This window comes from Nonomuraea sp. NPDC049709, from assembly GCF_040674815.1.
GTDB lineage: Bacteria > Actinomycetota > Actinomycetes > Streptosporangiales > Streptosporangiaceae > Nonomuraea.
Genome location: NZ_JBFANM010000025.1, coordinates 137,965 through 154,134, shown reverse-complemented (window position 1 = coordinate 154,134; position 16,170 = coordinate 137,965). Strand labels below are relative to the sequence as shown.

14 protein-coding genes are annotated in these 16,170 nt (G+C 72.2%); 11 read left to right on the top strand and 3 right to left on the bottom strand.

Going from position 1 to position 16,170, the window contains the following annotated elements; all coding sequences use genetic code 11:
- From AB0J69_RS25890 to AB0J69_RS25870, 5 genes are all read left to right on the top strand, one after another.
- The coding region (locus tag AB0J69_RS25890; RefSeq protein WP_364122080.1) for an iron ABC transporter permease at positions 1-1,011 on the top strand (1,011 nt) is incomplete at its 5' end.
- Positions 1,008-2,123: an iron ABC transporter permease gene (locus tag AB0J69_RS25885; RefSeq protein WP_364122077.1), complete on the top strand. Its 1,116-nt coding sequence runs from the start codon at positions 1,008-1,010 to the stop codon at positions 2,121-2,123. The genes AB0J69_RS25890 and AB0J69_RS25885, both read left to right, overlap by 4 nt.
- On the top strand, positions 2,120-2,953 hold the full coding sequence (locus AB0J69_RS25880; protein WP_364122074.1) for an ABC transporter ATP-binding protein: 834 nt from the start codon (positions 2,120-2,122) through the stop codon (positions 2,951-2,953). The genes AB0J69_RS25885 and AB0J69_RS25880 overlap by 4 nt, the downstream gene beginning before the upstream one ends.
- Positions 2,954-3,209: 256 nt before the next feature.
- Positions 3,210-4,376, top strand: coding sequence for a hypothetical protein (locus AB0J69_RS25875; RefSeq protein ID WP_364122071.1), 1,167 nt, complete (start codon positions 3,210-3,212; stop codon positions 4,374-4,376).
- Positions 4,373-5,248 carry an alpha/beta hydrolase gene (locus AB0J69_RS25870; RefSeq protein ID WP_364122068.1) on the top strand — a complete coding sequence of 292 codons (876 nt, stop codon included), beginning with the start codon at positions 4,373-4,375 and terminating at the stop codon, positions 5,246-5,248. The genes AB0J69_RS25875 and AB0J69_RS25870 overlap by 4 nt, the downstream gene beginning before the upstream one ends.
- 5 nt (positions 5,249-5,253) lie before the next feature.
- Here the strand turns inward: AB0J69_RS25870 and AB0J69_RS25865 are convergent, their stop codons facing one another.
- Positions 5,254-6,591, bottom strand: a complete 1,338-nt coding sequence (locus AB0J69_RS25865; RefSeq protein WP_364122065.1) for a cytochrome b N-terminal domain-containing protein — start codon at positions 6,589-6,591, stop codon at positions 5,254-5,256.
- A gap of 220 nt (positions 6,592-6,811) precedes the next feature.
- Here AB0J69_RS25865 and AB0J69_RS25860 point away from each other — a divergent pair, with 220 nt between their 5' ends.
- Positions 6,812-7,546: a hypothetical protein gene (locus tag AB0J69_RS25860; RefSeq protein WP_364122062.1), complete on the top strand. Its 735-nt coding sequence runs from the start codon at positions 6,812-6,814 to the stop codon at positions 7,544-7,546.
- A 27-nt stretch (positions 7,547-7,573) separates the two neighbouring features.
- Here AB0J69_RS25860 and AB0J69_RS25855 read toward each other — a convergent pair whose 3' ends face one another.
- Positions 7,574-8,878: a lysine N(6)-hydroxylase/L-ornithine N(5)-oxygenase family protein gene (locus AB0J69_RS25855; RefSeq protein WP_364122059.1), complete on the bottom strand. Its 1,305-nt coding sequence runs from the start codon at positions 8,876-8,878 to the stop codon at positions 7,574-7,576.
- Positions 8,879-8,988: 110 nt separating this feature from the next.
- Between AB0J69_RS25855 and AB0J69_RS25850 the strand changes: the two genes are divergently transcribed.
- Complete coding sequence (locus tag AB0J69_RS25850) at positions 8,989-9,936, top strand: methionyl-tRNA formyltransferase (RefSeq protein ID WP_364122056.1); 948 nt, start codon at positions 8,989-8,991, stop codon at positions 9,934-9,936.
- Here the strand turns inward: AB0J69_RS25850 and AB0J69_RS25845 are convergent.
- Positions 9,920-11,038, bottom strand: a complete 1,119-nt coding sequence (locus tag AB0J69_RS25845; protein ID WP_364122053.1) for an alpha/beta hydrolase-fold protein — start codon at positions 11,036-11,038, stop codon at positions 9,920-9,922. The two genes, AB0J69_RS25850 and AB0J69_RS25845, sit on opposite strands and share 17 nt — an antisense overlap.
- A gap of 58 nt (positions 11,039-11,096) precedes the next feature.
- Here AB0J69_RS25845 and AB0J69_RS25840 point away from each other — a divergent pair, with 58 nt between their 5' ends.
- From AB0J69_RS25840 to AB0J69_RS25825, 4 genes are all read left to right on the top strand, one after another.
- On the top strand, positions 11,097-12,131 hold the full coding sequence (locus AB0J69_RS25840; protein WP_364122050.1) for an iron ABC transporter permease: 1,035 nt from the start codon (positions 11,097-11,099) through the stop codon (positions 12,129-12,131).
- Positions 12,128-13,198 carry an iron chelate uptake ABC transporter family permease subunit gene (locus tag AB0J69_RS25835; protein WP_364122048.1) on the top strand — a complete coding sequence of 357 codons (1,071 nt, stop codon included), beginning with the start codon at positions 12,128-12,130 and terminating at the stop codon, positions 13,196-13,198. The genes AB0J69_RS25840 and AB0J69_RS25835 overlap by 4 nt, the downstream gene beginning before the upstream one ends.
- A 114-nt stretch (positions 13,199-13,312) precedes the next feature.
- Complete coding sequence (locus tag AB0J69_RS25830) at positions 13,313-14,320, top strand: iron-siderophore ABC transporter substrate-binding protein (protein ID WP_364122046.1); 1,008 nt, start codon at positions 13,313-13,315, stop codon at positions 14,318-14,320.
- Between the two features lie 46 nt (positions 14,321-14,366).
- Positions 14,367-16,163: an ABC transporter ATP-binding protein gene (locus AB0J69_RS25825; protein WP_364122043.1), complete on the top strand. Its 1,797-nt coding sequence runs from the start codon at positions 14,367-14,369 to the stop codon at positions 16,161-16,163.
- Positions 16,164-16,170: the final 7 nt, after the last annotated feature.

Sequence of the window (16,170 nt, the reverse complement as noted above, 5' to 3'; positions counted from 1 at the left end):
GCCGCCCTCGTGCGGCGTCCGGCGCGCGTCCGGGTCCTGTGGCTGCTCGTCGCGGTGCTGGCCCTGGCCGTGACCATGGTGGCCTCCGTCGCCCTGGGGTCGCGCGACGTCGCCTGGTCCGACGTCTGGGCGGCCCTCGGCGGTACGGACGGCTCCCTCGAACAGGCGGCGGTCACCAAGCGGATCCCGCGCACCCTGCTCGCCGTGGTCATCGGCGCCGCGCTCGGCCTGGCCGGCGGCGTCATGCAGGGCGTGACCCGCAACCCGCTGGCCGACCCGGGGATCCTGGGCGTCAACATGGGCGCCTCGCTCTCCGTCGTCACCGCGGTCGCGTTCCTCGGGCTCACGTCGCCGACCGGGTACATCTGGGTCGCGATGGCGGGCGCCGCCGTCTCGGCCGCCTTCGTGTACACCGTCGGCTCCCTCGGGCGCGGCGGGGCCACCCCGCTCAAGCTGGCGCTGGCCGGCGCCGCCACGTCGGCGGCCTTCGCGTCCCTCGTCAGCGCCGTCGTCCTGCCCCGCAACGACATCGCCGGCAGCTTCCGGCTCTGGCAGATCGGCGGCGTCGGCGGCGCCTCCTACGAGCGCATCGGACAGGTCCTGCCGTTCCTCGCCGTCGGCTTCGCCATCTGCCTCCTGTCCGCGCGGGCGCTGAACTCGCTCGCCCTGGGCGACGAGATCGCGGCCGGGCTCGGCGAGCGGGTCGCCGTCATCCGGGGCACGGCCGCGCTCGGCGCCGTCGTGCTGTGCGGCGCCGCCACGGCCGTGGCCGGGCCGATCGCCTTCGTCGGGCTCGTCGTCCCGCACGCATGCCGCCTGCTCGTCGGCGTGGACCACCGCTGGATGCTGCCGTTCTCCGCCCTGGTCGGCGCGTCGCTGCTCACCGCCGCCGACGTCGTCGGCCGCATGGTGGCCCGGCCCTCGGACATCGAGGTGGGCATCGTGACAGCGCTGATCGGGGCCCCGTTCTTCATCCACATCGTCCGCCGTCAGAAGGTCCGTGAGCTGTGAGCGCCCCTGCCGCCGGCGGCCGGCCGCCCGCCGTCCAGACAGCCGTCCAGACAGCCGCCCAGGCGGTCACCCCGACCGTCACCCCGGCCGTCGTCCGGGCGGTCACCCGCGGCCGGCGCCGGCGCGCCGCGCGCCGCCGCCTCGTCGTCCTGACGCTGGCCGTGCTCGCCGTCGCCGCGTTCGCCGTGACCCTGATGGCCGGGCAGACGTTCTACCCGCCCGAGGACGTGGTCCGCGTCATCCTCGGCGAGCGGGTGCCGGGGGCGACCTTCACGGTCGGGCGGCTCCGGCTGCCGCGGGCCGTCCTCGCCGTGGTCGCGGGCTTCAGCTTCGGCCTGGCCGGCGTCACCTTCCAGACGATGCTCCGCAACCCGCTGGCCAGCCCCGACGTGATCGGCATCAGCTCGGGCGCGAGCGCCGCGGCGGCCGTCGCGATCGTGTCGCTGTCGCTCGGCGGGACCCAGGTGTCGGTCTTCGCCATCGTCTCCGCCCTCGTCGTCGCCCTGCTCGTGTACACCCTCGCCTTCCGGGACGGCGTCGTCGGCACGCGGCTCATCCTGATCGGCATCGGGATCTCCGCGATCCTCGACAGCATCACCGCGTACGTGCTGTCCCGGGCCGCCGAATGGGACCTCCAGGAGGCCACGCGCTGGCTGACCGGCAGCCTCAACGGCACGACCTGGGACCAGACCCTGCCCGCCCTCGTCGCCCTGGTCGTCCTCACCCCGGTCCTGCTGGCCCGGGCGCGCGACCTGTCGGCCATGCAGCTCGGCGACGACACCGGCGCGGCGCTCGGGGTACGCGTCGAACGCACCCGCATCACGGTGATCGTCGCCGCCGTCGGGCTGATCGCGTTCGCCACCGCGGCGGCCGGGCCGATCGCCTTCGTGGCGTTCCTGTCCGGCCCCATCGCGGCCCGGCTCGTGGGTCCGGGCACCTCGCTGCTCGTGCCCGCCGGGCTGGTCGGCGCCCTCCTGGTCCTCGTCGCCGACTTCGCCGGGCAGTTCGCCTTCGACGTCCGCTACCCGGTGGGCGTCGTCACCGGCGTGCTCGGGGCGCCGTACCTCGTCTATCTGATCATCCGCTCGCACCGGGCCGGAGGCTCCCTATGACCACGTCCCACTCCCTCGCGGCCGAGGGGCTCACGCTCGGGTACGGCGACCGCGTGGTCGTCGAGTCCCTCGACCTGGTCGTGCCGCCCGGCGAGATCACGGTCATCGTCGGCGCGAACGCCTGCGGGAAGTCGACGCTGCTGCGTTCCCTGTCGCGGCTGCTCGCGCCGCGCGCGGGCCGGGTGGTCCTGGACGGCAAGGAGGTGCACCGCATGCCCGCCAAGAAGCTGGCCCGCACGCTCGGGCTGCTGCCCCAGTCGCCGGTCGCGCCGGAAGGCATCACCGTGCTCGACCTCGTCGGCCGGGGCCGCCACCCCCACCAGGGGATCTTCTCCCGGTGGAACCACGAGGACGACGTCGCCGTGGCGGCCGCCCTGGAGGCCACGCAGACGACGGACCTGGCCGACCGCGCCGTCGACGAGCTGTCCGGCGGCCAGCGCCAGCGGGTCTGGATCGCCATGGCGCTGGCCCAGCAGACCGACCTGCTCCTCCTCGACGAGCCCACCACCTTCCTCGACGCCAGCCACCAGATCGAGGTCCTCGACCTGCTGACCGACCTGAACCGCGGCCGCGGCACCACGATCGTGATGGTCCTGCACGACCTCAACCTGGCGGCCCGCTACGCCGACCACCTCATCGCCCTCGCCGACGGCCGCCTGCACGCCTGCGGCGCCCCTGCCGAGGTGCTCACGGAGGACTGCGTCCGCACCGTCTTCGGCCTCGACAGCCGCATCATCGAGGACCCCGTCTCCGGCCGTCCCCTGATGCTGCCCATCGGCCGCCACCACGTCCGCCCGCAGCACGCCTCGGCCCAGGAGACCACCGGCTGACGACGCCCCACGCCCGGCTCGCCGGGAAGAAGTCCGGCTCCCGCAGCGGGACGCCCGAACCCCTCAGCGGGACGCCCGGCTCGGCGCAGCGGGGCGCCCGCGTCGCTCAGCGGAGGGCGGCGAGGCAGGATCGCATCATGCCGCTCAGTCTGACGGCCGGAGGCCGGGGCGCAATGCCGGTTTCGGCGGGCGGATCAAGGGGCATCGAGCGGCCAGGACGCCGCGAGACCGGCGGGGCGACGAGGAGGAAAGTCCGTTGAGGCCCGAGACCATGCGCACCCGCGCCCGTGGACCGGGGATCGCCCCGCTGAGCGAATACGCCATCGACCCGCGCCACGGGTTCCTGCCCTCCGACGACCCGGTGGACGCGCTGCCGCCGTACTACCTCCCGTGGGAGCGGGCCGGGCGGAACCTTTCGGCCCTGATCATGACCGGGCGTCTGCGCCCGGAGATCGAGTCCATGCCCGTGCTCACGCCGGACGCCCTGGAGTCCCCCGGGGAGCGGGAGCGGGCCATGCTCCTGCTGACCTTCCTCGCGAACGGCTACGTACGCGGCGCCGAACCGCCCGCACACACGCTCCCGGCCCCGGTGGCACGTCCCCTTCATGAGCTCGCCCGGCGGCTGGACCGGATGCCGATCGTCGCGCATGCCTCGGCCGTCCTGAACAACTGGCGGCGCATCGACAGGACTGAGCCGCTGAGCACCTCGAACGTCGACACCCAGCTGACGTTCCTCGGCGGCGTGGACGAGAAGTGGTTCTACCTCGCGACCGTGGGGGTGGAGCTGGCCGGCGCTCCCGGGCTGCCGCTCCTCGCGCAGGTCCGGCAGGCCGTGGCCGGCGACGAGCACGACCGGCTCACCGAGGCGCTGCTCGGCGTCCGGGAGGTGCTCAGCCGGGTGGTCGACGCGCTCCTCGACATCGAGCGGTGGTGCGACCCCCACGTCTTCTACCACCGGATCAGGCCGTTCCTGACGGGCTGGGCCGCGCCGGGGCTGCGGTTCGAGGGGGTCGATCGTGAGCCTCTGGTGCTGGCCGGCGGCAGCGCCGCGCAGAGCTCCCTCATCCAGGCCTTCGACGCCGGGCTCGACGTGCCGCATCGCGACGGGCTGACCGCCGGCTTCCTGACCGGCATGCGCGCGTACATGCCGGGGCCGCACCGCCGCTTCCTCGCGGATCTGGAGGCCGGTCCCTCGGTGCGCGACCACGTCGAGCGGCACCGCGCCGCCCGGCCGCGGCTGTCCGAGGCGTACAACGCGGCCGTGGCCGCCCTCGCCCGGCTCAGGGCGCTGCACATCGGCATCACCGGGCGCTACATCCAGCGGTTCGAGCGCGGCGAGCAGGCCAAGGGGACCGGTGGCAGTGACTTCGCCGATTTCCTGAGGAGAGCCCGCGAGGAGACCGTCGAACGGCTGCTGCCATGACGGGCCCCGTCTACGGGCGGTTCGACCAGGAGCAGTTGGACGTCCAGTACTCGCCGAGCAGCCTGGTGGGCGATCTGCAGCCGTACCTCGACGATTATGCCGAGCACAGCCGGCGCGCCCGGGCCGAGCTGGCCGGGGTGGCCCACCGCGACCTGCGTTTCGGGCCGGGGCCGGACGACCTGCTGGACGTCTACGGCCCGGCGGGGGACCGCGCGGAGGGCCACCCGGCGCTGTTCTTCATCCACGGCGGATACTGGCAGCAGCTGTCCAAGGAGGACAGCACGTTCCCGGCGCCGGCCGTCGTCGGGGCGGGCGGCGTCTACGCCACGACCGACTACACGCTGGCCCCGCGTGCCCGGCTCGCCGAGATCGTCGACCAGGTGCGCGACGCCTTCGCCTGGTTGTGGCGGCACGCGGCCGACCACCGGATCGACCCGGATCGGATCGTGGTCTCCGGGTCGTCCGCGGGGGCGCATCTGGCCGCCATGTTGCTGGCCACGCCCTGGCGGCGGTGGGGCCTGCCGCCCGCGCCCATCGCCGGGGCGGTGCTGCTCAGCGGGATCTACGATCTGACCCCGGTGCGGCACACGTACGTGAACGAGGTCGTCGGCATCGACCCCGACGAGGTCCGGGACTGCAGCCCGATGTTCCTCCCGGGCGCACGCTGCCCCGTGGTCGTCGCCTGGGGGGAACATGAGACGGACGAGTTCAAGCGGCAGTCGGCCGCGTTCGCCGCGCACCTGCGGGCGCGCGGCTGCCGGGTGACCGCGTACGAGCAGGCCGGGCGCAACCACTTCGACGCGCCGCTGGAGCTCGCCGAACCGGGCACCCGGCTGCACGCGGAGACCTGCGCCCTGCTGGGCCTGCCCTGAGGCGGTCAGTCGGCCGACGCGGTGACGGCCGGCCGGCGCTCCCGGTCCACCTGCATGGGCCGCTCGTGGAACCCGCCCTGCGCGCTCCGGACGATCACTCCGCTCTCCGGCCCGTGCTCCCTGCTGTGCCGCTCCTGCAGTTGCAGGCCCAGGCAGAGCCGGTGGGTCACCCAGTAGGCGATGAGCGGGCCGATGACCACGGCGAACCTGAAGAAGATCGTCACGGCCTCCACCGAGAGCTGCATCTGGTGCGCCAGCTGGTCATTGGACGCGGCGGCCCACAGCAGCCCGTAGAAGGTGACGCCGGCCGCCGCGACACCCGTCCGCACCGCGACGTCGCGCGGCCGGTCGAGCACGGCGGGCACCGCGAGCATGGTCCCCTCCTTGGCCAGGCGGCTCCTGCTCTTGGGCCGGCCGAGCGCGTCCCGCCGGGCCAGGCGCTGGAGGACGAAGCGCTCCCCCATGGGGTAGCCGGCCAGGACGGTGAAGAAGGCGCCCGGCACCACGAGCGCGGGCACCAGGACCGCGAGGCTGAGCGTGTATCCCGCGACGGTCAGCTCCCACCCCGGCATGATCCGCAGAGCGCCGTCGAGGAAGCCCATGTACCAGTCGGGCACCGACCCCGCCGAGATCTGGCCCGGGCCCGCCGGGCCGTACAACCAGATCGGCGCGATCTGGAAGCCCACCCCGAGAATGACGAGCACCCCGATCGTCGCGCCCGCCATCAGGGGGCGCGCACCCCGCCGCCCCGGCACCGACCCGGCGAAGCGCGAGTGGCCGTTGCGCCGCACCAGCCATTCGCGGGCGCCGAGGAGCGCCGCGATGGCGACCGGGAACACCAGCACGTGCACCCAGTACATCACCGGGATGATGGTGTCCCCGGGGAATTCGGCGCCGAACAACAACTGCACCGCGTACGAGCCCACCACGGGGATCGCCAGCAGAACCGACTGGATCAGCCACAGGCTCCCGCCGGAGAGCAGGTCGTCGGGCAGAACGTTGCCGGTCTCCCCCGCGAACATGCCCAGCGGCAGCAGCGCCACCCAGATCAGCCATTGCAGCATGCGCGGGCGGCGGAAGGCGCCGGTGACGAACATGCGCAGCAACTGGAGCACGACCGCGGCCACGAACACCAGCGCCGACCAGTGGTGCACCTGCCGGACGAACAGGCCGCCGCGCACCTCCAGGCTCAGGTACATGGTGGAGTTGTAGGCCTCGCTGACCGGGATGTCACGCAGCGGCGTGTACACGCCCCGGTAGAGCACCGGAGACATGCCGGGGTCGTAGAAGACCATGAGAAACGCTCCGGTCAGCACCAGGACGACGAAAGACCAGATTGCCACTTCGGCGAACATGAATGACCAATGGCTGAACCGGAACGACCGACGTCTCATCACCCACGAGCGCATTGTGCCCTCCTCGTTTCGACTCCCATGCCATTGACGACATCGGCCGGGAAAATGTGACGCCCATGGGGCCACCGGCGAGGGTGAGTTAGGTCACGGCGCGCGGCCGGAGACGTCGTACGCCCGGCTCGTCCAGTGATGGCTAAGATCCACGCTTATGATCATTCGCGCATTAGCCGGGGCCGCCGTCGGTCTGGCGCTCGTCCCCGCCCCCGCCTCCGCCTCCGCCGAGCCGGTCAAGGGCGCCCCCGAGCTGACCCACAACGAGGTCTACAAGGCGGCCAAGCTGCCCAAGGTCTCCTGCAAGCCGACCAAGGGCACGAGCAAGGCGTCCACCCAGAAGTACATCACCGGGCTCGTCGGCTGCCTGAACAAGGCGTGGAAGCCGGCGGTCAAGGACTTCCGCCCGGTGGAGGTGGTGTTCAAGGACGCCGACGACAAGCAGTCCTGCTCCACCGGGATGGACGTCTCCCGCTCCTTCTCCGAGATCTGCGCCGTGCAGATCAAGGTCCGGCTCGCCGACGACTGGATCAAGGCCAAGAGCGACCTGGCGGTGTTCACGTCCATCACCAGGACCTGGAGCTCGGTCGTGACCGGGCAGACCGGCATCGGCGAAGCCTGGTGGGGGCTGGAGAACGACCGGTCCGAGTCCATGATGAACGAGCACAACCGCCGGTACTACCTGCAGATCGACTGCTTCCAGGCGGTGTCGGCGAAGGCCCTGGGACGCCAGGTCAAGGACTGGAAGCCCGTCGTCAAGGTGCCGGAGTTCTGGAAGAACAGGTTCCACGGCAAGACCGCCAACCGCCTCTACTGGCTCGAGAAGGGCTACAAGGCGGGCAAGCCGGGCGCGTGCAACACCTGGACGGCCGGCTCCGCCAAGGTCGCCTGAGCCCGCCGACGGCGCGCGGCCGGCGGGTCAGTGCGACAGCGCGTACGAGCTGCCGCTCCGGAGCCGTTCGGCCACCGACTCGGCGATCTCACCCGCCCGAACCGCGGTGTTGGACAGCAGGGTCGAGGTGAGGCCGTGGGTGTGCTCGCTCGCGCCCTGGACGTAGATGCCGCAGCGCATCGCCTGGGAGGTGACGATCCGGTAGTCGCGTCCCAGGCGGACACCGCCGCCGGGGAGCCGGTCGCAGAGCCTGCCGGCCGTGCCCAGCAGGGTGAGCGGGTCGGCCGGCCGGTAGCCGGTCGCGTAGACCATGACGTCGGCCTCCAGCAGGGTGCGCTCGCCGGTGGGCAGGAACTCCACCGTGACCCGCAGGCCGGTCTCGTCCCGCTCGACGTCGGCGAGCCGGGAGGCATTGAAGATGCGCAGCCGTTCCTTGCCCTGCACCCTTTCCTGGTAGTGGCGGCGGTAGAGCTCGTCGATGAGCTCCAGGTCCACGACGGAGTAGTTGGTGGAGGCGTGGTACGCGCGCAGCCGTGCTTTCACCTCGTCGGGCGCGGCGTAGAAGTGGTCGACCGCCGCCGGGTCGAAGATGCGGTTGGCGAAGGAGCTGTCGTCCGCGGGGGTGTATCCGTACTTGGTGAAGACGGCACAGACTTCGGCCCCGGGGAAGGCGCCGTGCAGATGGTCGGTCACCTCGGCCGCGCTCTGCCCCGCCCCGACCACCACGAACCTGCGCGGTGCGCGCGTCCCGGGCAGCTTGTCGAGTAATTCCCCGCTGTGCCAGACCCGCTCGTCGCTCACCGTTCCGTCCGGCAGGACCGGTTCGAGCCCGGCGGCCAGGACCAGGTTGCGGCCCCGGCGGGTGACCAGCGTGCCGTCGCCCTGCCGGACGACCACGTCCAGGAACTCGATCGTCCCGTCCACCTCGACGGGGGTGACCGCGACGACCTCGGAGGCGTACTCCACCTGCTCGGTGAAGCGGGCGGCGGCCCATTCGAGATAGTCGTGAAATTCGATCCGGGACGGAAACATGGTTTTGTGGTTGATGAAGTCGAGCAGCCGGCCCCTGTCCCGGAGATAGCAGAGAAAGCTGAATTCGCTCGTCGGATTTCGCATGGTGACCAGGTCCTTCAAAAAGGACACCTGCATGGTCGTGCCTTCGAGCAGCATGCCCCGGTGCCATCCGAAGGCGGGCTGTTTCTCCAGGAACACGGCGTCGGCCTGGGCGCCTGTTCGTTCCTGGCGTTCCCGAAGCGCGATCGCCAGGGCGAGGTTGGACGGTCCGAAACCGATGCCTACGAGGTCGTGGACGTGCTGCTCCGCTGAGGACATAGAGGCCTTCCGCCGGCTGGATCAGGGGTGGAGACATCGCTAAATTTAGGTTAGGCTCGCCTTATTAAGGTGAGCCTAACTTAATCAGGCCCCACCGACAAGGAGGCACCATGCGGGTCGTGATGTTCGGCTACCAAACCTGGGGCCATCGCACGCTCCAGGCACTTCTGGACTCCACGCACGAGGTCGTGCTGGTGGTGACCCACCCCAGGAGCGACCACGCCTACGAGAGGATCTGGAACGACTCGGTGGCCGAGCTGGCCGAGGCCCACGATGTGCCGGTGCTCCTGCGCAACAGGCCGGACGACGAGGAACTGATGGCCCGGCTCAAGGAGGCCGAACCGGATCTCATCGTCGCGAACAACTGGCGGACCTGGATCCCGCCCGAGATCTTCAACCTCCCCCGCCACGGCACCCTCAACGTGCACGACTCGTTGCTGCCCGCCTACGCCGGCTTCTCCCCGCTGATCTGGGCGCTGATCAACGGCGAGAAGGAGGTGGGGGTCACCGCGCACATGATGGACGACGAGCTGGACGCCGGGGACATCGTGGTGCAGCGCGCGGTGCCCGTCGGGCCCGAGGACACCGCCACCGACCTCTTCCACCGCACGGTCGACCTGATCGCACCGATCGTCACCGAGGCGCTCGACCTCATCGACTCCGGCCGGTCCTCCTGGACCCCGCAGGACCGGTCGAAGGCCAGCTTCTTCCACAAGCGGTCGGTCGAGGACGGCAACATCGACTGGACCTGGCCCGCCGAGGACATCGCCCGCCTGGTCCGCGCCCAGTCCGACCCGTACCCCAACGCCTTCACCTACCACAACGGCGAGCGCATCCGGGTGCTGAAGGCCTCGGTCTCCAAAGGCGTCTACGGCGGCACCCCCGGCCGGGTCTTCATCCGGGAGGGTGACGGCGTGGTCATCGTGGCGGGGGCCGAGGCCCGCCGCGGCCGCAGCCACGGGCTGGTGATCGAACGCGTGCGTACGGAGGACGGCGCGGACCTGCCCGCCACCGAGGTGTTCCGCACGATGGGCGGCTACCTCACCGGTCGTCCATGACCGATCCCGCCGCCGGCGCCGCCGGCCGGTCCAGCACCCAGGAGACGTCCCTGAGCAGGGCGTGCCGCCAGCCCGCTCGATCGTGGCCCGAGGGCGACCGCGAGACCCGCACGGTCGCCCCGGCCCGTTCGGCCAGCGTCTCGACCAGCCCGCAGTGCGGGAGCATCCGCGTCTCGTGCTCCCCCACGTCGAACGCGGCCCGCAGGCCGGACAGGTCGGGCCGGTCCCGCAGCCGCGCGGCGATGGCGCCGCCGGCCGGACCGCCCATGGGGTCGGCCAGGTCGGTGGCGCCGGGCGCCCACCAGAACGACGCCGACTGGCAGGCGATGCCGGACACCAGCTCGGGGAACTCCAGTGCCGCGTACATCGCGCTCAGCCCGCCGAGACTCTGCCCGGCGACCACCAGCCGGTCCGGCTCGGCGGGGACGCCGCTCCCGGCCACCAGCGGCAGCAGCTCGTCCCGGATCGCCTCCCACAGCTCGGGCCGGCATCCGAACTCGGTGTCCCTGGCCCGGGCGGGCAGGAAGACGAGCGTGACAGGAGGCAGGTCGCCGCAGGCGACGGCCGAGTCGAACGCGGTCATGGCCGGGTGCAGGTACAGCCAGTCGTCCCCGTCGAGCAGCAGGACCATCGGCCCGCCGCCGCCCGCCGGGTGGACCCGCACCGTGCGCCGCCCGCCGAGCCGTTCGCTGGTCCAGCGCAGGCGGGTGCGCGGGAGGGGCAGCACGTCGGCGGCGCCGACGGCGGGCCAGTGCGGCTGGGCGGGGACGTCCGGGGTCGCGGCGATGGACCGGTCACCGCCCGCGCCCACCGGGTTGAGCGGGTCGGCGTACGCCCCGTCGTCCGTGCGGAACCGGTAGGTCACGCGCAGCCGCGCGGGCATGGCCACCTCGGCGTACCAGCAGTCCGTGTCACCCCACCGGCGCAGGGGCACCGGCTCGGACCAGCTCTCGAAGCCGATGCTCGCCGGGGACCCGCGCCACAGGAACAGCGTCAGCCAGCCGCCCCCGGCGGGTACCGACGCGGGTCCCCCCGCCGCCGCCCAGAATTCCTCTGTACCGGGTTCACCGGGAAGCCCGAACTTCGCGAAGGTGCTCTCCATGCGCAAGTCCCCATCCGTCCCTACCGCCGACCGGCAATTAAGGATAGCTTTACCTAAATTGAGTGATCGAAATGGTGAGCGGTCCCGCGGTCGGCGGGTGGCCGGCGTCGGCGTGCTGGTGGTGGTCCTCGCGGTCGTGGGGGCGGCGTCGCTGGCCGTCGGGGCGCGCGCGCTGAGCCCTCTGGAGGTGTGGCACGGGTTGTTCGCGGTGGCGGGCTCCGACCAGCGGCTGACCGAGATCACGCTCATCGTGCAGACCGTGCGGGTGCCCAGGACCGTGCTCGCGATCGTGGCGGGCGTCGCCCTGGGAGTCGGCGGGGCGTTGATCCAGGGGTTCACCCGCAACCCGATCGCGGACACGGGATTGCTCGGGGTGAACTCCGGCGCCTCGTTCGCCGTGGTGTCGGCGATCCTGCTGTTCGGGCTGAGCAATCCGTACCAGTACGTGTGGTTCGCCTTCCTGGGGGCGGCGGCGGCCGGTGTCGTCGTGTTCGGGCTGGCGAGCATCGGCCGGGTGGCGGGCAGCCCCCTGACGCTGGCGCTGGTCGGGCAGGGGATCACGGTGTTCCTGGCGGCGATGACCACGGCGGTCGCGCTGTCGGACCAGGCGTCGCTGAACGCGCTGCGCTTCTGGAACGAGGCCTCCGTGGCCGGTGTGGGATTCGACGTCATCTGGCCGGTGACCGTGTTCGTCGCTGCCGGGCTGGTGCTGGCGCTGACCACGCTGCCCGCCCTCAACCTGCTCAACCTGGGCGACGACGTGGCGCGGAGCCTGGGGGTGAACACCGCGCTGAGCCGGACCGCCGGCATCGCCGCCATCACCGTGCTGGCGGGCGCGGCGACGGCGGCGTGCGGCCCCATCGCGTTCCTCGGGCTCATGGTGGCCCACGTCGCCCGGTATCTCACCGGCCCGGACTATCGCTGGCTGGTGCCGTACGCGGGCCTGCTCGGCGCGGTCGTCCTGCTGGCCTGCGACATCGTGGGACGCGTGGTGATCCGGCCGGGCGAGTTGCAGGCGGGCGTCGTCGTCGCCCTCGCCGGCGCACCCTTCTTCGCGGCGCTGGTGTGGCGCGGGAAGTTCAGGAAGACATGACCGGGCCTGCGGTGCGGCGGACGGTGGTGCCGGGCGTGCGGCTCGGGAACGCGTCGTTCGTGTGGCGACCCTGGATGGTGCTGGTCACGCTGCTGCTGGCGGCGGCGGCCTTTCTGGTGTTCTGCCTGTCCATCGGCGCCGGGGACTTCCCCATCGGCCTGCCCCAGGTGATCGCCACGATCCTCGGCCGGGGCGAGCGGGTCGACGAGTTCGTGATCATGGATCTGCGGATGCCGCGCGCCCTGGCCGGGCTCGTCGTGGGGGCCGCGCTCGGGGTGTCGGGGGCGATCACGCAGTCCATCGCGCGCAACCCGCTGGCCAGCCCGGACGTTCTCGGGATCACCGGGGGCGCGAGCGCGGTCGCGGTGTTCCTGGTGACGGTGTCGGGCGGGGCCGCCGCGGCGATCGTCAGCTCCGTGGGGCTGTCCGCGGCGGCGCTCGCGGGCGGTCTCGGCACGGGTCTGCTGGTCTACTTCCTGGCCTGGCGGCGCGGGATCGACGGTCTCCGGCTCATCCTCATCGGCATCTCGGTGAGCGCCGTGATGGAGGCGATCACCGTCTGGCTGCTGGCCAGGGCCGACATCCGGGACGTGGCCCGGGCCCAGGCGTGGCTGGTCGGCTCGCTGGACAACCGGTCGTGGAGCGAGGTCTGGGTGGCGCTGTGGTGCGCGCTCGCCCTCCTGGCCGTGGTGTCGCTCGTCGCGTTCCACCTCAGGCCGATGCACTTCGGCGACCAGGTCGCGGCGAGCCTGGGCGTCCGCTACTCGATGGTGCGGGCGGTCCTGCTGCTGTGCGCGGTGCTGCTGGCCGGGGTGGCGGTGAGCGCTGCCGGGCCGGTCCCGTTCGTGGCGCTGGTGGCGCCGCAGGTGGCGATGCGCCTGACGCGGTACGCGACGCCGCCGCTGGTGGCCTCCGGGCTGGTGGGCGCGCTGCTGTTGATCGGCGCGGACCTGGTGGCGCGTACGGCGCTGCCGTTCACCCTCCCGGTCGGCGTGATCACCGCCGCGATCGGCGGCCCCTTCCTCGTCTACCTGCTGGTACGGACGAACCTCAGGAGGGGGATATGAAGGATAGGCTAACCTAAGTAAAGTGAGCCTGACGACGCTTGGGCACGACTCGACAAGGGACTGCGGATGCTCCTCCAGCGAACGAATGTTGTGCGGACCTTACGGCGGTTGACCGTGGCTCTGTCCGCAGCCACCCTCGGCGCCGGCCTCCTCTCGGGGTGCGGATCCGCCCCGGCGGACGCTCCGACGAGCGCCGGCACCACCGCGACCGCCACGGGCGGCGCGTTCCCGGTCACCGTGGAGCACGCGTTCGGCTCCACCCAGATCACCAAGGCCCCCGAGCGGGTCGTCTCCGTCGGCTACACCGACGACCAGGCCATCCTGGCGTTCGGCGTGAAGCCGGTCGGCATGGTCGACCAGTACCCGAACCCGCCGGGCAAGACCCCCGACATCAACACCCAGTGGCCCTGGGTGAAGGACAAGTGGGGCGACACCCGCCCCGAGGTCATCATGACCAACGGGGACTCAGGCCCGAACTACGAGAAGATCGCCGCCCTGCGGCCGGACCTGATCATCGCGGTCTACTCCGAGATCGACCAGGCCGCCTACGACCGGCTCTCCAAGATCGCCCCGACGGTGGGGCGCACCAAGGGCGAGAAGGAGCCGTTCAGCGCGCCCTGGCAGGACAACGCGCTGCACATCGCGAAGGCGCTCGGCAAGGCCGATGAGGGCGCGAAGATGGTGCAGGACATCCAGGCCAAGCTCGACGCGGCCCGTGCGGCGCACCCGGAGTTCGCCGAGCAGACCGCCGTCGCGGTGTCCTGGTACAAGAACTCGGTCGCCCCGTTCACCACCACCGACGTGCGCGGGCGGATGGTGACGGGGATCGGCTTCAAGGGCACGACGGAGATCGACAAGATCGCGGGCGGCAGCTTCTACACCGTGCTGTCCCCCGAGCGCATCGACCTGATCGACGTCGACCGCATCTTCGTCATCGCCGACCAGGCGGACCAGGACGCGCTGAAGAAGTTCGAGCTGTTCGCCAACCTGCCCGCGGTCAAGAACGGCAAGGTGTCGTACCTGCTGGACAGCGAGGGCCCGGCGATCGGCGCGGCCATGTCGCAGGGCACCCTGCTGTCCCTGCCGTACGCGATCGACGAGCTCGTCAAGTCGGTCGGCTAGCGATGCGGGTCAGCGTGTCCCGTCCCCGGCCCGCCGCGGTCCCGATGTGAGCAGCACCGACACGGGCGTGGCCTCGGCCGCCCTGCGCACGGCGACCGGACGCGAGGCCACCCGATGGGTCGCCGCGCACTGCCGTGACGCGCCCTGGCTGACAGCCGCCACCGTCCTCACCACGGTGGCGGGGGCGGCGCTCCAGGTGCTGCCGGTGTTCCTGCTCGGTCAGGTGGTCGACGGGGTGGTCGCGGGCGAGCCGCACTCCATCCTGGTCACGATCGGGGTGCTGATGGTGACCGCCGCGCTGCTCGGTGCGGCGGCCGCCGCCGCGTCGGCGTACCTGATCGGACGGCTGGGCGCGGAACTGCTCGCGCGGCTGCGGGAGGGCGCCGTCCGGGCGGTGCTGGGGCTGCCGAGCGCGCGGATCGAGCAGGTCGGCCGCGGTGACGTGCTGTCCAGGGTCGGCGACGACGTGGCCGTGGTGTCCAGGGGCATCCGGGCGGCCGTCCCCACGGTGTTCTCGGCGGGAGTGCTGGTCGTCATCGCCACGGCGGGCATGTTCGGGCTGGACTGGCGGCTCGGGCTGGCGGGTGCCGGGGCGCTGCCCGCGTACGCGCTGGCCCTGCGCTGGTATCTGCCCCGGTCGGCGCCGCTCTACCGGAGGCAGCGGGAGGCCCAGGCCGACCGCGCGCAGGCGTTGATCAGCGGGCTGAACGGGATCGGCACCGTCCGGGCCTACCGCCTGGAGAAGGTCTTCCGCGAGAAGGTCGCCGCCGAGTCGTGGCGGGTGCGCGAGCTCGGCATCGAGGTGTTCCGGCTCTTCGGCCGGTTCGTCGGCCGGGAGAACCGCGCCGAGTTCATCGGGCTGGTCCTGATCATCGTGGTGGGGTACGTGCTGCTGGAGGCCGGCGCCGTCTCCCTGGGCGAGGCCGCGGTGGCCCCGCTGCTGTTCCACCGGCTGTTCACCCCGCTGGGCGCCATCATGTTCACCTTCGACGAGGCGCAGAAGTCGGGCGCCAGCCTGACCCGGCTGGTCGGGGTGCTGGGAGAGGCCACGGAGGAGCGCCTGGTGGGCGGTGCGGCCGTCGCGCGGGCGGACCGCGGGCCGTACCCGGTGACGGTGACGGGGCTGACCTTCAGCTATCCCGGCTCCGAGCGGCCGGTCCTCGACGACGTCGACCTGGTCATCCCGGCGGGCGGTTCGCTGGCGCTGGTGGGGGCGACGGGCGCCGGCAAGTCGACCCTGGCGGCGCTGATCGCGGGCATCGGCACCCCGCAGGCCGGGTCGGTGCGCATCGGGTCGACCGACCTCGCCGATCTGGACGAGGCCGGGGCCCGGGTGCTGGCGAGCATCCTGACGCAGGAGACGCACGTGTTCTCCGGCCCGCTCGCCGACGACCTGCGGCTGGCCGCGCCGGAGGCGACGGACGCCGAGCTGTTGGACGCGTTGCGCACGGTCGGCGCCGGCACGTGGGTCGCGGCGCTGCCCGACGGGCTGGACACCGTGGTCGGCGAGGGCGGTGAGCGCCTGGACGGCACCAAGGTCGCCCAGATCGCCCTGGCCCGGCTGGTGCTGGGCCGGGCACCGGTGGTGGTGCTGGACGAATCGACGGCCGAGGCGGGCAGCCAGGGCGCCGCCGAGCTGGAACGGGCCGTGCTGGCCGCGTGCCGGGGCCGTACCTCCCTGTTCGTGGCGCACCGGCTGACCCAGGCGATGGCGGCGGACCGGATCGCCGTGCTGGACGCCGGGCGCGTGGTGGAGCAGGGAACGCACGAGGAACTGGTGGCTCTGGGCGGCCGGTACGCGCGTCTGTGGCGGGCGTGGCGAGACGGCAGCCAGGGACCGTGACTTCGCT